At 52.9% G+C, this 16,908-nt stretch carries 14 protein-coding genes; 3 read left to right on the top strand and 11 right to left on the bottom strand.

Annotation, left to right across the window (positions count from 1 at the left end; genetic code table 11):
* Window positions 1–95: 95 nt before the first annotated feature.
* Complete coding sequence (locus BBD41_RS02825; RefSeq protein ID WP_099476640.1) at window positions 96–1,310, top strand: glucose-1-phosphate adenylyltransferase; 1,215 nt, start codon at window positions 96–98, stop codon at window positions 1,308–1,310.
* Window positions 1,311–1,481: 171 nt separating this feature from the next.
* Here BBD41_RS02825 and BBD41_RS02830 read toward each other — a convergent pair whose 3' ends face one another.
* The 6 genes from BBD41_RS02830 to BBD41_RS02855 form a co-directional block, all read right to left on the bottom strand.
* Window positions 1,482–2,012, bottom strand: a complete 531-nt coding sequence (locus tag BBD41_RS02830) for a GNAT family N-acetyltransferase (protein WP_099476641.1) — start codon at window positions 2,010–2,012, stop codon at window positions 1,482–1,484.
* A gap of 68 nt (window positions 2,013–2,080) precedes the next feature.
* Window positions 2,081–3,532 carry a sensor histidine kinase gene (locus BBD41_RS02835; RefSeq protein ID WP_099476642.1) on the bottom strand — a complete coding sequence of 484 codons (1,452 nt, stop codon included), beginning with the start codon at window positions 3,530–3,532 and terminating at the stop codon, window positions 2,081–2,083.
* A complete protein-coding gene (locus tag BBD41_RS02840) occupies window positions 3,532–4,227 on the bottom strand; it encodes a response regulator transcription factor (protein WP_007130017.1) in 696 nt (231 codons plus the stop codon). Before BBD41_RS02840 ends, BBD41_RS02835 begins: the two co-directional genes overlap by 1 nt.
* A gap of 3 nt (window positions 4,228–4,230) precedes the next feature.
* Window positions 4,231–5,559, bottom strand: coding sequence for a hypothetical protein (locus tag BBD41_RS02845; protein ID WP_099476643.1), 1,329 nt, complete (start codon window positions 5,557–5,559; stop codon window positions 4,231–4,233).
* 54 nt (window positions 5,560–5,613) lie between these two features.
* Entirely contained in the window at window positions 5,614–6,333 is a 720-nt protein-coding gene (locus tag BBD41_RS02850; RefSeq protein WP_077565600.1) for a phosphonate ABC transporter ATP-binding protein, read from the bottom strand.
* Between the two features lie 87 nt (window positions 6,334–6,420).
* Window positions 6,421–7,599 (bottom strand): MFS transporter, encoded by a 1,179-nt coding sequence (locus BBD41_RS02855; protein WP_099476644.1) that lies wholly within the window; start codon window positions 7,597–7,599, stop codon window positions 6,421–6,423.
* 130 nt (window positions 7,600–7,729) lie between these two features.
* On the opposite strand from BBD41_RS02855, the gene BBD41_RS02860 reads away from it, so the two are divergent.
* Window positions 7,730–8,647, top strand: coding sequence for an ArsR/SmtB family transcription factor (locus BBD41_RS02860; protein ID WP_077565598.1), 918 nt, complete (start codon window positions 7,730–7,732; stop codon window positions 8,645–8,647).
* Between the two features lie 59 nt (window positions 8,648–8,706).
* Complete coding sequence (locus BBD41_RS02865; RefSeq protein WP_077565597.1) at window positions 8,707–9,444, top strand: HAD family hydrolase; 738 nt, start codon at window positions 8,707–8,709, stop codon at window positions 9,442–9,444.
* 108 nt (window positions 9,445–9,552) lie between these two features.
* Here BBD41_RS02865 and BBD41_RS02870 read toward each other — a convergent pair whose 3' ends face one another.
* The 5 genes from BBD41_RS02870 to lpdA form a co-directional block, all read right to left on the bottom strand.
* The gene (locus tag BBD41_RS02870) at window positions 9,553–11,829 is read right to left on the bottom strand and encodes a type IA DNA topoisomerase (protein WP_099476645.1); all 2,277 of its coding nucleotides are present in this window, start codon (window positions 11,827–11,829) and stop codon (window positions 9,553–9,555) included.
* A gap of 124 nt (window positions 11,830–11,953) precedes the next feature.
* The gene (locus BBD41_RS02875) at window positions 11,954–13,441 is read right to left on the bottom strand and encodes a glutamate synthase subunit beta (RefSeq protein ID WP_099476646.1); all 1,488 of its coding nucleotides are present in this window, start codon (window positions 13,439–13,441) and stop codon (window positions 11,954–11,956) included.
* Between the two features lie 331 nt (window positions 13,442–13,772).
* Window positions 13,773–14,264, bottom strand: coding sequence for a dihydrofolate reductase (locus BBD41_RS02880; protein ID WP_099476647.1), 492 nt, complete (start codon window positions 14,262–14,264; stop codon window positions 13,773–13,775).
* A 108-nt stretch (window positions 14,265–14,372) separates the two neighbouring features.
* Window positions 14,373–15,167 carry a thymidylate synthase gene (thyA, locus tag BBD41_RS02885; RefSeq protein ID WP_077565593.1) on the bottom strand — a complete coding sequence of 265 codons (795 nt, stop codon included), beginning with the start codon at window positions 15,165–15,167 and terminating at the stop codon, window positions 14,373–14,375.
* Window positions 15,168–15,489: 322 nt separating this feature from the next.
* A complete protein-coding gene (lpdA, locus tag BBD41_RS02890; protein ID WP_099476648.1) occupies window positions 15,490–16,905 on the bottom strand; it encodes a dihydrolipoyl dehydrogenase in 1,416 nt (471 codons plus the stop codon).
* Window positions 16,906–16,908: the final 3 nt, after the last annotated feature.

Here is a 16,908-nt window from a genome sequence, read left to right on the forward strand (position 1 = left end):
ATTTTCAATTTCACATTTCAATATAATCGTTTCAAACCCCGGAAATGACGTTTATGTATGTACAACGCTCGAAAATACTTTGGGAGGGAAACGTGATGAAGAAAAAAGACTGTATTGCTATGCTTTTAGCCGGAGGTGAGGGCAAACGATTGGCTCCTCTGACTTCGAAGCTGGCAAAACCCGCTGTTCCGTTCGGCGGCCGCTACCGCATAATCGATTTTCCTCTCAGCAATTGCGTCAATTCCGGTATTGACACCGTCGGAGTTCTGACGCAGTACGAGGCAGAATCGCTGCACGAGCATATCGGTGAAGGCGAGCCTTGGGGCATGGCCCGTACAAGCGCAAATGGCATTGCGCTCCTGCCTTCGCACAATACTGAAACCCGGGAATATTTAGGAACTGCGGATGCCATATATAAAAACATATCATTCATTGATGAGCAGGATCCGGAGCATGTGCTGATCTTGTCCGGAGACCACATTTATCAGATGGATTACCGTGAGATGCTGGAGGCCCACAAGCGGCAAGGAGCCCCTGCAACGATCTCGGTAATGGAGGTTCCATGGGAAGAAGCCAGCCGGTTCGGCGTGATGAGTGTGGATGACAATTTGAATATTATCGAATTTGCGGAGAAGCCGGCCGAGCCGCAAAGCAACCTGGCTTCCATGGGGATTTATTTGTTCCGTTGGGACTATCTGAAGCAGCACCTGCTTGAGGATGCCGCCGACCCGAACTCCAGTCATGATTTCGGGAAAGACGTCATCCCTAAAATGCTGTCCGGCAATGAATCCTTACTGGCCTTCCGCTTTCAGGGCTATTGGCGCGATGTCGGCACGGTCGAAAGCTTGTGGGAAGCCCATATGGATGTGCTGCGCGCCAGCGAACTCGTGCTGGAAAGAACCGATTGGCCTATGTATACCCGTCCGTGGATGTCGAAGCCTTCCACGGCCCGTACCCGCAATCACGAGCACGCCGACTGCCTCATTCACGAGCACTGCTCGTTCGAAGGCAAGGCGAAGAACTCCGTCGTATTCTGCGGAGCGGAAATCGGCAAATATTCCATCGTCAAGGACAGCGTGATTATGCCGAATGCCAAAGTGGGCAAGGGCGTCCATATTGAGCATGCCATCATCGGCGAAGGGGCCGTAATCCGGGACGGAGCCGTCGTCAAAGGCTCACTGGGCAACGTCGTCGTTGTCGGTCCTTACGAAACCGTGATGCCAAAGCCGACGATCCGGACACAGCCGAGCCGTCTGCTGCAGGACGTGTACGAAAAGGGGCGCCTTCGGGCCAACGTCTCTTCGTCCTAACATCGTAGTCCCCTTGGGTGATCGATGATTAAGCCATATATAAAAAAAAGCGATCCGACCCGGATCGCTTTTTTTATGTTTACAAGCTTTGCCCATATCGCCTATTGCGGCTCACGTTCTTTCAGCCAACCTCCTGCGCTTTTCTTTTGTTTACGAAAGCTGGCAGCATGATCAGGCAAACACCTTTTCGTACAAATTCACGATTCGCCCGCCCAGATCCTGCTCGGCTACGAATTGAAATCCCTGGCTTACGTAGAACTGATTCAGTCCCGGAAGATGGGACACGCAGTCCAGGCGAAAGCCTGCCCTGCCTTCGGCACGCAGCTTCTCTTCCGCGAACGACAGCATGCCCGCTCCAAGGGATAATCCACGGAAATTCGGCCGGACGGTCAATCGATGCAAATAACCGAACGACGGGTCATCCCGTTCTCCCCAGTACAAGGGATCCCCGTATTGAAGGGTAAACATTCCGGCCGCTTCCCCGTGATGCCGCAGCAGAAAAACCTCGCGCTCCGCCAAATACTGCTGCATAAGCTCCATCGTAAACAGGGACGGCGTCCATTGCCCAAGGCCTTGCTTCACCATCAATTCGGCTGTCTCCCGCAGCAAGGACAGCATTGCCTCAGCGTCCTCCTGTACTGCCGGTCCGAGCTGAAAGCTTCCTTTCGCCGTATTAAAAATTTTTAGCGCTGTACTCGACATCAAATTCTCCCCCGTTTCGTATAGGTTTATCTAAAAAAAAGGCTTTGCCGAATCGCTTCGGCAAAGCCTTATACGGTCGGTCCGGGCATACCTTCCTCCGCGTTCTCCAATCCGCCGGCCACCGGAATTTTCCCTTCCGGGAGCGGCAGTTTGACGATGACGGATGTGCCGTGCCCAAGCTCGCTCTCCATCTCCATCGTACCGCCGTGCAGCTCAACCAGCTGCTGGGTAATCGCAAGGCCGAGACCGGTGCCGCCGTTGAGCGGATTGACCTGGAAGAAGCGATCCTTTACTCTGCGGAGATGCTCTTCCGAAATGCCGATCCCGTAATCCCTGACCGTCACCGTGACGTACTTCTCCTCCATCGTAAAGTACAGGTTGATGACGCCGTTCTCATGCGAGAATTTCACCGCATTATCCACAATATTGAGAAACACCTGCTTCAACCGGTTGACATCGCCGTATATGATCGGCTTCTCTTCCGACTCCAGCTTGATGGTGACGCCCTTCTTCTCTGCCTTCGCCCACAGGTTCAAAATTATCTCCTGCAGCAGCTCACGCAGATTGACGATCCCCTTCACCAGCTTCATTTCATTCTGCTGGAGCTTGGAGAAGTCCAGCAGCTCTTCCACGAGACCGATCAGCCGATCGGTTTCCTTGGCGATAATCTGCATTCCGATCTTCGTTTCCTCCGGATCATAGCCGCCCGAGTCGAGCGTTTCGCTCCAGCCCTTGATGCTGGTGAGCGGGGTCCGGAGCTCATGGGAGATCGAGGAGATAAAATCATCCTTAACCTGGTTGCTCCGCACGATTTCCTGGGCCATGTAGTTCAGGGTGGACGACAGCTCGCCAAGCTCGTATTTGTAATCCCCCTTGATGCGGACATTAAATTTGCCCTTGGCCATCTGGGTGGATACCGTCGTAATATTATTGATCGGCTTCACGATCGAGTTGGCCAGACCGATGCTGAATGCCAGCACGATCGCAAGCACCGCCGCCCCGATGCTGACGGCGAACAGCGTCAGCTTGAGCAGCCGATCGTTAATCAGATCCAGCGACGTTACGTAACGAAGGATATACGTTTGATCGAAGCCGCTTTGAATCGTCTGGGATACGGCCATTACAATTTGCCCGGTACCCGGCTGTTTGCCGACCCAGCGGCTGGTGTCGCCCGCAAGAGCCTGCGTCACGTCACTGGTCTTGATCGTCTGCTCCAGATCGAAGCCGGCCGATGTCGTCAACACCTGCCCCGATGTGTTCAAAATTTGCAGCTCGGTATTGTACAGATAAAAATGCCGAACCATTTCACTCAGCTGATTCACATTGTCCGACGACGTCACCCGGAACGGCTGATAGAATTCGTTAGAGAGGCGAATATGGTTGCTCACATGGTTATATACCGTATCGTAATAATACGTTCGAATTGCGATAAGGAAGATGACTTCAACCAGCAGCAACGCGATGAACACTACCAGAAAGTAGTGCAGCACGATTTGCCGCCGAATGCCTTTTTTGATCATTAGCCCTGACCCTTCCATTTATAGCCGTGTCCCCATACCGTTTGGAGATATTCCGGCTCGGAAGGATTGCTCTCGATTTTTTGGCGCAGTCTCCGAATATTGACGTCCACGATTTTGGGGTCGCCCATATATTCTTTGCCCCAAACATGGTCCAGCAGGACATCACGGCTAAGCGGCGTATTTTCTTTTTCCAGGAAAAACTGCACCAGCGAGAATTCGGTCGGCGTCAGCTCGACGGACTGGCCGTTTTTCTTGAATTGCTTGGATATCAGGTCAAGCGTGAACGGACCGGACTGGAATGATACCTTGGCGGCTCCGGCACGCTGAACGTTGACCCGGCGCAGCAGGGACTGGAGCCTTGCAATCAGCTCCGTCGGACTGAACGGCTTGCTGACATGGTCGTCAGCGCCGACGGACAGCGCATAAACCTTATCCTGCTCCTGAACCTTGGCGGTCAGGAAGATAATGCCGATTCGCTCGTTCGTCTCCCGAATTCTCCGGCACACTTCGAACCCGTCGATCCCGGGAACCATGACGTCCAGCAAGGCAATATCGATATCCGGCGTCGACTGCAGGAGACGCAGCGCTTCGTTGCCGTCCCCGGTTTCGAGAACTTCAAACCCGTTGCGTTTGAGATTGATCACGATAAAACTGCGAATGGATTCTTCGTCTTCCAATATGAGTACTTTACTCAAGATCTAGTTCCCCTTTCTTTCGATAGGAGCCACATTGCTGCTTGGCTTGTTCTCTTTTTTGCTGAGCTTCAGATCGCCGTGGCTTCGGTACGCGATAACGCGGCTTTTTTCCTTCACTAAAACTTCCCAATCAGGCTCAGCTTCTGCCCACTGGGCCATCGTGAAAAATTTAATCTCCGCCACCGACTCGCCAGAATCGATCATTACAAAATTCAAATAGGAATCTTTGTTGGATTCCGGGGTGATCGTAATCTGGTTATACAGGTCGGCCGGGAAATCCAAATAGAAGTGGTTATTGATATCATAGTATCTTTGAAGCACGAATTGCAGTCCTTCATTTTCATTCACTTCGCGAATTTCACCGTCCCACTGGTAATAGGTGGTAAAGTAAGGGATCTCCTCGAAGAGCCGGTCCTCCCAGCCAGCCGGCCTTTCCAGCAATCCAATTTCCAGAATGCCGTCATCGTTCACGTCTTCGCTCTCGATCGGCATTTCTTTGAAGGTCAGCAGCTCATCCTGCAGGATATCGACAAACTTATTATCCTCCATGATGATCAGCTTCGAATAGGAGGAATTGGATATGACCGAAGCATCGAGAATAATACCTTCTTTATTTTTGGCCACTTTCCCTGCGACAACATTGTAATAACTTTCAATATTCGGTCCGAGATCCAGCTTATCCAGTTCAACAAAGGCTTCTTCGAACTTGTCATATTGATAGGTGCTGACGTACGACAGCTCCTTCTGCTGCAGATAAACGACGGTAATATCCTTGATCTTGTCGCCGTTCAAATCCCCGATATTAAAGTGGGTATAGGGCAGCGGCGCAACCTTCTCGAGCGAGTCGCCCGCGAACGAATAGACGATGAGCAGGTTCTGGAGATTTTCCTCGCCGCGGGAGAAGCCTGCAACGATATCGACCTTGCCGTCGTTCGTGAAATCTACGAAATCAAACGATTCCAGCACGGTCCCTTCCCCGTCAAAATCCAGCAGCTTGACCCAGGCATCTCCCTGCTGCTGCATGATCATGCCATGAATCTTCACTTCTTCATCCGGCGTCTGATAAAAGACGACCGCTTCCAGCACGCCGTCATTGTCCAGATCCTGAATCCGAATCGAGCTGCTGTCCACGTCGCTCCTTGGTCTGATGATCGCCCCGTTATCCGTCTTCCGTTTCAGGAGCACATTCTGGATCGCACCGTACAGCGTCGCTTTATCCGCGGGCAGTTCCGGCCGCTTCATCAGCGAGACCGGATCCTGAATAAACGTGCAGCCGCTAATCAGAAACACCAGCAAGCCGGACAGCAAGGCTTGTATCCCTCTATATTTCAATCCAGATCAACTCATTTCTATATCCATAGCCTCATTTATAAAACCTACATATAATTACAGTCTTGACTTCTCGCCATGAGTTAAACGCCGTCCCGTCACGTCAACGACAAGCTCCCCGCCGGCCAGTCCCATCACGCGGGTGCAGTATTTCTCCGCCAGCTCCAGCGGGATCACCGTAACGACCGTAAGCTTCTCCTCTTCACAGAGAGTCTTTAACGTTTTGAGCACATGCTCGGCCGACCCCGGATCCAGGCCCGTGACCGGCTCGTCCGCAAGAATCACCTTCGCTCCGTGCACGAGCGCCCGGGCGATCGCGATTCGCTGTCTTTCTCCCCCGCTCAGCTCCCCGGCTTTCCGGTGGGCCTTGTCCAGCAAACCCAAATGCTCGATCGTATCCATGGCTCCCATATAATCATCCGAACGGACCATTCCGGTTAGCATCCGCCACCATGGCGTCTGACTCGATTGTCCGATCAGCACGTTTTTAAGTGCGGTGCGGTTGACGTTTAAGGAAGGGTTTTGCTCGAGATACGCCCATTCCCGGCGAATTTTCCGTTTACCTGCGGGATTCATCATATCTTCGCCATCCATCGTCAATTTGCCGCCGTCCCATTTTTCCTGCATGGACAGGCAGCTCATCATCAAGCTTTTTCCGCTTCCGCTCGCACCGATGAGTCCGATCATCTCCCCGCGCTCCATCTGAAAGGTAATATCCTTCAGCACCGGCGTGCGGTCAGGACCTATCGTTTTCTTCAGCCGATCCACTTTAATCATGTTATCGTCTCTCCCGTCAAGTGCGTATTCCTACTCTCTAGTTTAGAAGAAAGCGAGGGCAATTGCCATGAGAACAAATGTTCGTGTTTACAGTTTTGAATCGACAGCAGGTTTAAAAAGCGCACCCGCACATCCAAATAGAATGTACAGTCCTCCAAGCAGGAAGAATATGCCGCCATTCCACCCGGTCTCCATTAAAGCGCCGCCTGCATTAGGGCCCGCGATGCTCCCGACATTAAAGTGAAAGGAGGCGACGACGTTCGCTGCCGGAAGGAGCAGCTTGGGCAAGATGTCGGCGGCGTAAGCAAGCCCCAGTGAGAAAAAGGAACCGACGAGGCCCCCGGCCGCGGTCAGCAATACAAGCGTTGCCCAAAAGTTCGTTCCCGCGAGCGGAATAAGCGCGAAGCATAACCCCCCGGTGATCCCTGCGATCACCAGCACACGCTTGCGCCCGAACTTGTCACTCCAAATGCCGAGCGGGAGCTGCAGCAGCAGCCCGCCGATCCCGACAAACGGCAGCAGCATCGAGATTTCGTCCAGCGTAAATCCGCTTCTAAGACCGTACACGGGAAAATTGCTGTTCATTCCGGCTTCCATATACCCGTAGAGAAATGCCGGCAGCAGAGCGTACCATGCCAGACGGTAGCTCCTCATATATCTTCCGGATGATTGCTGATCACCGCCTTCGACTTTTTCAGGCTTGATGTTCGGCAGCTTGATCAGCACGATGATCAGCATGAACAGGAACAGCACCGCAAGGACCACGAAAGGAACAGCCTCCCCGTATTTAAGGAGGGGGATGCCAAGCGGCCCGATGCTGAAGCCTAACCCGTAAGACATGCCGTAGAAGGAAATGCTCCTTCCCCGGTTCTTAGCCGTCGACATCATCAGCACCCACAGCTGGGCTGCATAGTGCAGCGCGCTGTCTCCGATTCCGACCAGCAATCTCAGCACAAACCAGAGCGCAACGCTTGGGAACAGCGGGAAAGCCAGCAGCGACAGCATCACCAGGACAAGTCCGGATGCGATCAGCTTCTTAAAGCCGATCAAGCCCAGCATCCTCTCCGCGATCAGCGTCATCGCGAATGAGCCGACGTAGAGCGCTGCGGCGTTCAAGCCGTTCATCGAGGATGATATCCCCATTCGTTCCAGGAAAATCGCCAGCACGGGCAGCAGCAGCCCCTGGCTCAGGCCCGCCGCCACTACGACGGCAATCAATATGAAATAATGAGTTCTCCCTTGACGGGGTTGTGCAGCTTCTGTCACGTAAAACAAGGCCTCCTCTATGTAGAAAAAAACAATGAATTTAAACAGCCAAATGAACATTATAGTGGACAAGCCCAATCGATACAAGCCATAATAATAACAATGCCATCAATTGGGAGGGTATCTGTAAATGAAATATAAAGTGCGTATCGATGTATCCATGGTATACGAGCTGCTGGGCAGCTTCATGATATATGCAACGAGAAAATGGACCGATAACCTGGACATCGGCAAGCGGCTTATCACCGAAATGGACGAGCGCATGCCCGAGGACGCAAGGGTGCGGTTCATCGCGGCCCGGCAGTGGCCGTTATCCGACTACGACGTGCTGTATGCGCTGGTCATGCTCCGGGGCGACCATCAGGAGATCCCCGATTTCCTGAACTGGATCCAAAGCTCTTCAATCGAAGCATTAGGCGAGCTGCTGCATCCTCATCTTCCGTCTTTGTCCCGGGATGAAATCGCGAGAATCCGCGAAAGCTATATACCTCTGATGAAGCTCTGGCATACGCACTACTTCTCGTTCGTCGAGAACGAGCTGCGGCAGCTGCTTGAGGAGGATGCTGAAGAGAAGCAAACGCTGCTGCCGAAAATGGACGACGAGCATCTGATCGAATATGCGACAAGCGGCGTCATTCTGGATCAGGTGCCCCAAGAGAACGTCGTCTTGTTCCCCGGCACCCATTTCCGCCCGATCAATACATATTGCTTCTATGAAAATACGCTGCTGCTTCAGTATCCGATCGATATTCCGGAAGAGGATGAGGACGAGCCGCCTGTCGTCCTGCTGCGCATGACCGAAGCGTTAGCCGATCCGGAGCGTCTGCGCCTGCTCCGTTACGTCGCCGATGAGCCGAAGGCCGTGTCGGAGATGGCGGCTGATTTGAACCAGCCTTACGAAGAGCTGATGCATCATCTGATGATTCTTCGGGCAGCGGGTCTGCTGCGATCCCATTTGAAGTCCGAGAACAACGAGCGATTCAGCCTGCGTCCGGATGGAGCCTCCGAGCTCCAGATGTTCCTGGAGGATTATATCCGTTTGTCGTGATTTCCGAGTGGAGTAAAACGACCGACGATAAACTGAACTAAGGCAAGAAGGAGACAACCATGAGCATAACACCACAGCATATTATCTTCGATATGGATGATACCTTGATCCACTGCAATAAATACTTTGATTTGATCCTCGGGGATTTTTTCGAATGGATGACCGATTGGTTTGCGCCCTTCGGCTTGACGACCGAGGAGGTCCGGAGCAAGCAGATCGAAATCGATATTGCCGGAACGAAACAGCTCGGCTTCGCCAGTACGAACTTCCCGCAATCCCTGATCGCTACCTATCGGCATTACGGCCAGATTCACGGGCGGGCTACGTCACCGGCCGAGGAAGAGCAGCTATTCGCTCTCGGCATGAGCGTCTACGATCAGGAGGTTGAACCCTACCCCGGCATGGTGGAGACGCTGGAGCGGCTTCAAGGGGATGGGCATCGGTTGTATTTGTATACCGGCGGGGAAGCCCGCATTCAGCAGCGGAAAATCGAGCAGATGAAGCTTGCCGACTATTTCGAAGACCGGATCTACATCCGCCGTCATAAAAATATTGAAGCCCTTGAGGAAATTATCAGGGCCGGAAGCTTTGACCGCTCCCATACCTGGATGATCGGCAATTCCCTACGTACCGATGTCGTTCCAGCGCTTACTGCCGGCATCAACAGCATCTATCTTAAGCAGCAGCGGGAATGGGAATACAACCTCGTCGAGCTGAAGGAAGAGCCTCATAACGTGCTGTACACGGTATCCGCGCTGACCGAAGTCCCGGAGGTTATAAATCATCATCTCATGTAAATTCAATCGGGGTACCCTGAAGGTTGTTCCTAAACCTTAAGCAGGGTACCCCTCTATGTTATCATTATAAAAAGCTCATTCTATCTTTCAACCAGCTTGTTGTCACTGTTAAACCGCCGTTCCCGTCTCGGTTTCGAGGGACAGCTTGCCATTGCCACCCGATGAGAGTACAATCCGGGCTTTATATGCAGTTCCGTCTTCGCGTTTAAATGCCAGAAGCTTCGTTCTGCCCTGCTCGAGCAGCGATTTCAGCATAGCCTGGGAAATCGATTTGCCGGCAAACTCCTTCCAGATCACGAAGGAGCATCCGGATTTGAAGTTTGCGCAGCCATATCCTTTCCGGCCCTCAATAATTTGACCGCCGCAGCCGGCTCTTGGACATCGGCCAAGAGGCTCACGGATGGACGGAACCGGGTTGTCCGGCGTACTTGGCGACCGCTCCGGACGCTTCCGAGCCCCTGGAGGATTCCCGGCCGCCGCCTTGCCGCTTCTGCCCCTGCCTCTTCCCTTCGGCTTGTCCGCATCTCCACCAAACAGGGAAGGCGGTGCCGGCGGCTGCGAGGACACTTTATTGATAATGGAAACCGTAAATTTCTGGACATTCTGCATGAACGTTTCTGCAGACGCCTCGCCTTTGGATATTTGATGAAGCCGCCGTTCCCACTGCCCGGTCATTTCCGGCGAAGCAAGCAGCTCGACGCCGGCGTGGCGGATCAGCTCGACGGCAGTTCTCCCTTTCTGGGTCACCGTGATTTTCTTGCCCTGCATCGTAATATATCCGACCTTCTTCAGCCGTTCGATCGTTGCGGCGCGGGTAGCCGGCGTTCCCAGACCGCTGTCCTTCATTGCCTCTCTCAGCTCGTCATCCTCAATCGACTTGCCGGCACTCTCCATCGCTTTAAGCAAGGTTCCTTCGGTATAGCTCTTCGGCGGCTGCGTGGCCTTCTCCTTCACTTCCGATTTCCGGCAAAACACCGGACGGTCGGGTGCGATATCAAATGAACGTTCGTTCCATTCCTGGGTCTCGTCCTCCTCCTCGTCTTTGCTCTTGCGGGACGGTCCCTTCGACTTCTTCTGCTCCTTATCCTTCTCGATAAGCACCTTCCAGCCTAACGACAGCAGCTCCTTGATCCCGGTCTTAAACGTTTCGCCTTCAGCCTCGGTCAGCACCGTATGCTGCTTGTACATTGCAGGCGGGTAAAAGTGCGAGAGAAAACGGATGATAATCAAATCGTAAATATTCGCCTCTTCCTTGCTCAGATTGCCGGGCCGCTTCAGCGTCGGCAGGATTGCATGGTGATCCTCTACCCGCTGCGGGTTACACACCGCCTTATTATGGATATGGACCCGCTTTGGATCCGCTCCTTCCGCCATTTGCCCGTAAGAGGTCGATTTCAGCATATGGAGCGCCTTGTGCATACCTTCGATATTTTGCTCGTTCACATAGTTGGAGTTGGTACGCGGATAAGATATCACCTTGTGCCGCTCGTACAGCGCCTGTGCGAGGTCCAGCGTCTTCTTGGCCGAATAGCCATACTTCGCATTGGCTTCCCGCTGAAGCAAAGTCAGGTCATACAGCTTGAACGGGTATTCCTTCGTTTCCTTAACCTCATATTTGGCGACTGCCCCTTGCTTGCCTTGGACCTTCCCGGCGATCGCGTCCGACTTCTCCTTCGAGGTTAACCGTTCTCCCTGCCATGTTCCCGTATATTCAAGCTCATCCTGACGAAACACGGCTTTGACCTCATAGAAGGTCTGGGACTCGAAAGCCTCGATCTCCTTCTGCCGGTCATAGATTAAAGCCAGCACCGGCGTCTGCACCCGTCCGACGGACAATAGCGTCTGATGACGCGTGGTAAAGGCACGGGATGCGTTCATGCCGATCAGCCAATCCGCCTCGCTGCGGGCTCGCGCCGCTTGCGTCAAATCCTCGAATTCCGCCCCGTCCTTCAGTTCGGCGAAGCCTTTGGCGATGCTTTCCGGCGTTAAGTCCGATATCCACAGCCGCTTGACAGGCTGTCTTAACTTCAGCTGCTGCTGGATCAATGCAAAGATATACTGTCCTTCACGCCCCGCATCGCATGCATTGACGATATGACTGCATCGCTTCGCCACTTCCCCGATGACCTTCAGCTGATCCTTCGTTTTCGGATTCGGTACGATTTTGAATTGCTCCGGAATGATCGGCAAATCTCTTAAATTCCATCGCTTGTATTTCGGATCATAGGCATCCGGCTCCGCCAGACCTACAAGATGTCCGATCGCCCAAGTGATAATATACTGCTCGCCCTCCAGATAGGTGCGGTGATTCTTTGCCCGTGGCTCGATCACCGCCGCGATATTCCGTCCCATATCCGGCTTTTCGGCAATGACCAGTGTTTTCATCTGACATTCTCCTCCCGGCCGAGTTCGCAGCAATATGTGCTATAGGCCGCTAACTCCAAAAAGGACTCCGCGGGTGCGAAGTCCTTCTTCTCATACACAAACTATAGCATATTTAACGATGTTTTTAAACCAGAACGGTTGCCCCCATCAAATATTTATCCACTTCACGGGCAACCTCGCGGCCTTCGTTGATGGCCCATACGACCAAGCTTTGACCGCGGCGCATATCGCCGGCAGCAAAGACCTTATCCACATTCGTCGTATACTTGCCGTACGGGGCCTTTACGTTGGAGCGGCGATCCGTTTCGAGACCGAGCTGCTGCACAAGCGTCTGCTCCGGTCCGTCAAAACCGATGGCAATCAACGCCATTTGAGCAGGAAACACTTTTTCGGTCCCCGGAATCGGCTGGTAAATTTTGCGGCCGGTTTCGTCGACGATCCGCTCGATTTGAACGGTATGAAGCTCTTTCAGATTGCCTTCGTCATCGCCGACAAATTTCGTTGTCATAATGGAAAATTCACGCGGATCGCTTCCGAACAGCGCCTTGGCTTCTTCATGCGCATAATCAAGGGTGTATACATTCGGGAACTGCGGCCATGGGTTCTCGATCGGATCCCGTGTAAGCGGCGCCCGCTTATGCGTACCGAATTGGGTCACGCTTCTGCAGCCGTGGCGGAGTGCTGTGGCTACGCAGTCGGAGCCGGTGTCGCCGCCGCCAATGACGATAACGTCCTTGTCTTTTGCAGAGATATAGTTGCCGTCGGCAAGACCAGAATCCAGATAGCTCTTGATGGTTCCGTTGAGGTAGTCCATCGCATAATGGACGCCCTTCAGCTCGCTGCCCTCAATGTTGAATTCGCGCGGCTTCGTCGCCCCTCCGCATAATACGACGGCGTCGTAATCCTCAACGAGCTTCTGCGCCGGAATATCCTTGCCGATTTCGGTGTTGACAACAAATTCGATCCCCTCGGCCCGCAGCAAATCCACGCGCCGCTGTACGACTTCCTTATCGAGCTTCATCGATGGAATACCGTACGTCAGCAAGCCGCCAATCCGGTCTGCACGCTCGTACACGGTCACGGTATGCCCTGCCTTGTTGAGCTGGGCAGCAGCCGCAAGACCGGCAGGACCAGAGCCGACGACCGCTACCCGCCGGCCGGTACGCTTCTCCGGCGGCTCAGGTACGACCCAGCCCTCCTCGAAGCCCTTGTCGATGATCGCCTGCTCGATCGATTTGATCGTAACCGGCTCGCCGATCAGTCCGACCGTACAGGAGCCTTCGCATGGCGCCGGACATACCCGGCCTGTAAACTCAGGGAAATTATTCGTTTTGTGTAGACGCTCCAAGGCCTCTCTCCACAGTCCGCGATACACCAGGTTGTTCCATTCGGGGATCAGATTGTGAATCGGACAGCCCGAAGTGCCTCCGATCATGTCAATTCCCGTATGGCAATATGGCGTGCCGCAGTCCATGCAGCGCGCTCCTTGGGTTTGGAGCTCTTCTTCTTCTAGATGTTTATGAAACTCTTCCCAGTCCTTAACTCGTTCTGCCGGGTCCCGGTCTGCCGGAAGCTGACGCTGATATTCCATAAAGCCTGTTGGTGTAGACATCCTGCTTTTCCCCCATCCGTTCTATCTAATCTAATTTCCATGTACAAAATATCATATCATAATCGCATACTAACGAGCGTCAAATCTGCCTAGAAACGGCACTTTTCCTGATTCATCTTTTTTATTATCCTTAATAAAAGTTTGTATCAGTTCCGAAATCCGCGCAGTATAAGGCAATTCAAGCAATTTTACCTGTAAACATTAAAAATATAGTAGCATTTCGCTTTTCGCCAATTAAATGGATTATATGCATGATCATTTGTACTATCCCGCCATAATCGGACAAGGGTAATAGATGGGAGAGAAAGTGGAGCAAAACTACAATGCTCGATTATCGCTTCCGGTCATAGATGACGAAGCGGTACCTGTACGGATTCTTCTCATCCGTAATCCCCGGCGTTTCCTCAACAACCTGCCACTGCTCCCAGTCGATCTCCGGGAAAAAAGTATCGCCCTCAAACGCCTCATCGATGAATGTACAATATAAACGATCAGCCATTGGCATCATCTGCTCGTAAATCTGGGAGCCCCCGATCACCATCAGCTCCCGCTCCCGGGCATACGGCAATGCATCCTGCAGATCGTGAATGACGATCCCCTGCTCAGGCGGAAGCGTAAAGCTCTCATCCCGGGTCAGCACGATATTCGTTCGTTTCGGAAGCGGTTTGCTTCCGAATGATTCCCAGGTTTTCCGTCCCATAACGATCGGCTTGCCAAGGGTCTTCTCTTTGAAAAAGGCAAGGTCCCTCGGCAAATGCCAAGGCATCGTACCGTTTCGTCCGATTACCTGATCCTTGCCCATCGCCCAAATCATCGAAATCATATTCGCTTCCCCTTTCTTCGGCAGCCAAATGTATTGGCCCCTCTGAAGCTTATTGTCATTACTCCGGCCATTTCGGCTGTTCCGGCAAATGAAAACCAGGCTAATCCACTAGACGGCTACCGTCGCTTTTATCGTCGGATGATACCGGTAGCCTTCGAATTCGAAATCCTCGAATGTATAATCGAAGATGCTCTCCGGCTTGCGTTTGATAATCAGCTTTGGAAGATCGTACGGCTCGCGCTGCAGCTGGGTTTTTACCTGCTCCAAATGATTCGAATAAATATGAACGTCCCCGCCGGACCAGATAAACTCGCCTGGCTCCAAATCACACTGCTGGGCTACCATATGCGTCAGCAGCGCATAGCTTGCGATGTTAAACGGCAGGCCGAGGAAGCTGTCAACCGAGCGCATCGTCAGCATGCAGGAAAGCTTGCCTCCCGCCACGTAAAATTGAAACACGAAGTGGCACGGCGGCAGCTTCATGTTGTCGATCTCCGCCACGTTCCACGCATTGACGATATGCCGGCGCGAATCCGGATTCGTCTTGATCGATTCGATGACATTCGCGATCTGATCGATCCGGCGGCCGTCCGGCGCTTCCCAGGCACGCCATTGCGAGCCGTATACCGGTCCCAAATCGCCGTTCTCATCGGCCCATTCGTCCCAGATCCGCACGCCGTTCTCTTTTAAATACCGGATATTCGTTTCACCGCTCAGGAACCACAGCAGCTCGTGAATGACCGATTTTAGATGGATCCGTTTCGTCGTGACGAGCGGAAAGCCCTGGGACAGGTCAAACCTTAGCTGCCTTCCAAAGACGGACAGCGTTCCTGTACCCGTCCGGTCTTCCTTCTCTACTCCATGCTCCAGGATGTCCTGCAGCAGCTCCAAATATTGCTTCATCTTCAATCTCACCTCTCTGGAATCTCATATGCATAGTCTATCATGTTCATGGCAGGTTGGGCAGTTGAAATATCATCCCGCTTCTTTTTCACGATGCCGACGAAGCCATAGGACTGGCCGACTGCCGTAATCCATATAGGTTGATCAACAGCGCTCCGCGCCGGATCGCTGCTGAAGAAAGCAAAGTTTACTTGCGATATCCAAGCAGCAGATGCTCCGAAATTTATCCTTCCCGTTATCTAAAAAAGGAGGCAGATCGCGCCTTTACAGCGTTCTCTGCCTCCTTGGCAAATATATGATGACCCGTTAAAATTCGAACGGATTAGCGGGAGATAATGTGGATCGGATGACCCATAACCACTTCCGCCGCTTCCATTACGATTTCGCCAAGCGTTGGGTGAGCATGGATCGTCAATGCCAGATCCTCAAGCGTAGCACCCATCTCGATCGCAAGACCAAGCTCGGCAATCAGGTTGGAAGCCTCCAGACCTACGATTTGCGCGCCCAGCACAAGTCCTGTTCCTTCTTCGGCTACGATCTTAACGAAGCCTTCCGGATGGTTCAGGGATACAGAACGTCCGTTGCCCGCGTAAGGGAATTTACCAGCCTTTACTTTATGGCCCTTTTCCTTCGCTTGAGCTTCGGTGTAACCTACGCTGGAGCATTCAGGATCCGTAAATACAACGGCAGGGATGCACTTGTAGTCCACAACCGACGGCATTCCGGCAATAACCTCAGCTGCCACTTTGCCTTCATAGGAAGCTTTGTGGGCAAGCGCAGGTCCGGCAACGATATCGCCGATGGCGAAGATATGCGGAATGCTGGTGCGGCCTTGATGGTCAACTTTCACGAAGCCGCGCTCGTCAAGCTCAAGTCCGATCAGGTCAAGACCAAGCTCGCCGTCGGTGTTTGGACGACGTCCAACCGTTACGAGCAGGTACTCAGCCGTTACTTCTTTGGTTTCGCCGTTTACGGAGTATTTAACGGTAACTTCTTTATCGTTTTGCTCCGCACTTTCAGCTTTCGCACCGGTGATAACCTCAATGCCGGTTTTTTTCATGTTTTTCGTTACGAGGCTCGTCATATCCTTATCGAATCCGGCAAGAACGCTGTCCATGCCTTCGATAATCGTTACCTTCGCACCGAATTTGGAGTACATTTGGCCAAGCTCTGCGCCGATGTAACCGCCGCCGATAACGATCAGGCTCTTAGGCACTTCCTGCAGGTTCAGCGCTTCGGTGGACGACAGGATGCGGCCGCCGAACGGGAATGGCTTCAGCTCGATCGGACGGGAGCCGGTAGCGATGATGCAGTTTTTGAAACGGTAACGCGGAGATTCATGATCGTTGAATACGCGCGCTTCGTTCTCGTTGATGAACATGCACTCGCCGTTAAATACCTCGACCTTGTTGCCTTTCAGCAAGCCGGCAACGCCGCCGGTCATTTTCTTAACGACGCCGTTTTTGAACTCCTGGGTTTTCGCGAAGTCAACCTTTACGTTCTCCACGGAAATACCGAATGCATCGGCATGCTTGGCAGCCTCATACTGATGAGCAGCAGAGATCAGCGCTTTCGAAGGGATACAGCCGCGGTTCAAGCAGACGCCGCCGAGCTCGGACTTATCCACGATCAGAACTTTCTGGCCCAGCTGGGCGGCGCGAATCGCCGCCACGTAACCGCCAGGTCCTGCACCAATGACTAATGTATCAATATCCAGAGAAGCATCTCCAACTACCATTAG

Origin of the sequence: Paenibacillus ihbetae (genome assembly GCF_002741055.1) — a bacterium.
GTDB lineage: Bacteria > Bacillota > Bacilli > Paenibacillales > Paenibacillaceae > Paenibacillus_AQ > Paenibacillus_AQ ihbetae.